General features: G+C 64.7%; 4 protein-coding genes. All 4 read left to right on the forward strand.

Translation table 11 applies throughout. The features are described from left to right. Positions 1-59: 59 nt before the first annotated feature. Genes tnpA through E1B25_RS21890 form a run of 4 tightly spaced genes read left to right on the forward strand, consistent with a single transcriptional unit; the run spans position 60 to position 3,117 of the window. Positions 60-485, forward strand: a complete 426-nt coding sequence (gene tnpA / locus E1B25_RS21875; RefSeq protein ID WP_132831673.1) for an IS66-like element accessory protein TnpA — start codon at positions 60-62, stop codon at positions 483-485. Further along, positions 482-832: an IS66 family insertion sequence element accessory protein TnpB gene (gene tnpB / locus E1B25_RS21880; protein ID WP_132831674.1), complete on the forward strand. Its 351-nt coding sequence runs from the start codon at positions 482-484 to the stop codon at positions 830-832. The genes tnpA and tnpB overlap by 4 nt, the downstream gene beginning before the upstream one ends. A gap of 60 nt (positions 833-892) precedes the next feature. Beyond that, entirely contained in the window at positions 893-2,518 is a 1,626-nt protein-coding gene (gene tnpC, locus E1B25_RS21885; protein ID WP_132831675.1) for an IS66 family transposase, read from the forward strand. Beyond that, positions 2,515-3,117 carry a plasmid pRiA4b ORF-3 family protein gene (locus E1B25_RS21890; protein WP_132831676.1) on the forward strand — a complete coding sequence of 201 codons (603 nt, stop codon included), beginning with the start codon at positions 2,515-2,517 and terminating at the stop codon, positions 3,115-3,117. The genes tnpC and E1B25_RS21890 overlap by 4 nt, the downstream gene beginning before the upstream one ends. Positions 3,118-3,154 lie beyond the last annotated feature (37 nt).

Raw genomic sequence — 3,154 nt, forward strand, 5'->3', positions numbered from 1 at the left:
GTAAGCCTCCGGGGAGGCCCGTCTTTCTGACTTGAGGCTCACGGCGTAGGTCCGGCGCTATGTCCGACCATAGATACAGACCTGAAGTAGAGATCCTTTCTGTCACCGATACCGGGCGCCGTCGGCGCTGGACGGATGAAGAGAAGGTGCGCATCGTTGAAGAAAGCTTTGGCGGTAGAGGGCGTGTCGCCGAGACAGCCCGGCGTCATGATATTGGCCGCACCCTGCTGGTGCGCTGGCGTCGCCAATACCGCGAAGGCAGGCTGACGGGCGGCGATGCACGACCGCAGTTCACACCGTTGGCCATCGCCGCTCCTGAGGAAGCTGAGGATCAAGGCGGACCGTTTGCACCGGTCCCGACGCCAGAGACAGCCGAGGTCCTGACGGCAAATATTACCCTCGCGAATGGCCGTCGCCTGTCTGTGGCGGCCACGATTGACCCGATGGTGCTGGCGCGCCTCGTGCAAGCCCTGGATCCGTCATGATCGCGTTCCCGGCGGGGGTGCGCGTCTGGATCGCGGGCGGGGTGACTGACATGCGGCGCGGCATGAACACCTTGGCGCTACAGGTCCAGCAGGGGCTCGGTCGCGATCCGCACGCGGGCGAGATATTCTGCTTCCGGGGACGCAAGGGGGACCTGGTCAAACTGCTCTGGCATGACGGGGTCGGCATGTCGCTCTACACCAAGCGGCTGGAGGCCGGGAAGTTCATCTGGCCGACCAGCGGTGCCGGCGAGGCGGTGCAGATCTCCACGGCCCAGCTCGGTTATCTTCTGGAGGGGATCGACTGGCGCAATCCACGCTGGACCCAACGCCCTGTAAAGGCGGGATAAATTTGCCTCATCGGCCTTATTTGCATGGGCTTTCCGATGCCGGCATGGTAGGTCTTGGCCATGTCGAACAACTCTTCCGAGATTGCCAGATTGCGCGCCGCGCTCGCGGCCTCGGAGGCCCGTGCCGAGGCCGCAGAGAGCGAATTGGCGCAGACCCGGGCGGTGGTCTCGACCTCCGAGGCGATGATCAAGCATCTCAGGCTCGAGATCGCCAAACTCCGGCGCGAACAGTACGGCCGCAGCTCGGAGCGCCGCGCGCGGCTGATCGACCAGATGGAACTGCAGCTCGAGGAACTCGAAGCCGCGGCCACCGAAGACGAGATCGCCGCCGAGAAGATGACGAAGACCACGACCGTCGCGGGCTTCGAGCGCCGCCGTCCGGCACGCAAGCCCTTCCCGGACCATCTGCCGCGCGAGCGCGTGGTGATCGCGGCGCCCACAGCCTGTTCCTGTTGCGGCTCGGATCGCATCGTGAAGATGGGGGAGGACGTCACCGAGACACTCGAGGTTATTCCTCGGCGGTGGAAGGTGATCCAGACCGTCCGCGAGAAGTTCAGCTGCCGGAGCTGCGAGAAGATCAGCCAACCGCCGGCGCCGTTCCATGCGACGCCGCGCGGATGGGCGGGACCGAACCTGCTGGCGACGATCCTCTTTGAGAAGTTCGGCCAGCATCAGCCGCTCAATCGCCAGGCCGAACGCTATGCCCGGGAAGGCGTCGATCTCAGCCTGTCGACCCTCGCAGACCAGGTCGGGGCCTGCGCCGCCGCGTTGGAGCCGATCCATGCGTTGATCGGTGCCCATGTTCTGGGTGCCGACCGCTTGCATGGCGACGATACGACAGTGCCGTTGTTGGCGAAGGGCGGGACAAAAACCGCCCGGCTCTGGACCTATGTCAGGGATGACCGCCCCTTCGGCGGCGGGGCCCCACCTGCCGCCCTGTTCCAGTTCTCCCGCGACCGAGGAATGACCAACCCGAACCGGCATCTCGCCGGATGGCAGGGTATCCTGCAAGCCGATGCCTATGGGGGCTATAACGATCTATACCGCGAAGACCGTGAGCCGGGGGCGGTCGGCAGCGCGTTGTGCTGGAGCCATGCCCGGCGCAAGTTCTTCGAGCTTGCCGACATCAAGGGGAATGCCCGGAAAGGCAAGCCTGCCCATGACATATCGCCGGTGGCGCTGGAAGCGGTGACGCGGATCGACGTGGTCTTCGACATCGAGCGCGGCATCAATGGCCTGACCGCTGCGGAACGGCATGCCATCCGGCAACGGCTGTCCCGCCCTCTGGTCGAGGCATTGCACGACTGGCTGTGTGCCGAGCGCGACAGGATGTCGAAACACAATCCGGTCGCCAAGGCGATCAACTACATGTTCACGAAGGACCGCTGGACGGCCTTCACCCGGTTCCTCGACGACGGCAGGGTCTGCTTGACGAACAACGCCGCAGAACGGGCCCTGCGCGGGGTCGCCCTTGGCCGGAAGTCATGGCTCTTCGTCGGCTCCGAGCGCGGCGGCGACCGTGCCGCGTTCATGTATTCCCTGATCGTCACCGCCAAGATGAACGATGTCGACCCTCAGGCCTGGCTGGCCGATGTCCTCGCCCGGCTGCCTGGCACGACCGCCTCCCGGGTGCCGGATCTATTGCCCTGGAACTGGACCCGGGCTGAGCAAAGGATAGCCGCATGACCCTGATCGCCCGCCTCCGGATCATCCTGAACGACGTCGACCCGCAGCCGATGCGCCATATCGAGGTGCCGCTGAAGATCAGGCTCGACCGGCTGCATGAGGTCATACAGGCTACCATGGGCTGGACAGACACCCATCTCTACGAGTTCCGCGCCGGTGATGCCGGTTGGGGCGAGCCCGACCCGGACGGGTTCTACGATGGCCCCATGCCCGCGAAGAAGACGACGTTGGAGAAGCTGCTCGAGGATACCGGCGCCAAGACGATCCAGTATGTCTATGACTTCGGCGATGATTGGGACCACAGCATCCGTATTGAGCGGGTGGGCGAGGCAACCCCGGGCGTGACCTACCCCCGGCTTCTGAAGGCGGCAGGGGCCTGTCCACCCGAAGACGTCGGTGGAGCCTGGGGCTATGAGGAGTTCCTCGAAGCCCTCGCCGACCCTGATCACGAGCAACACGAGGACATGCTCCACTGGTCAGGTGGTTCCTTCGATCCCAACGATGCCCGGTTCGACAGGATCGTCGAACGACTTCATCTGCTTGCAAAGAAATGGGCCCCGCGGCCCCGCAAACCCAAAGCCCCCAAGGGCACGACCTGAGAATTGCTTCCATCTGCGGTCCACGCCGGATGGTTAC

Source organism: Antarcticimicrobium sediminis, assembly GCF_004348975.1.
Classification (GTDB): Bacteria; Pseudomonadota; Alphaproteobacteria; order Rhodobacterales; family Rhodobacteraceae; genus Antarcticimicrobium; species Antarcticimicrobium sediminis.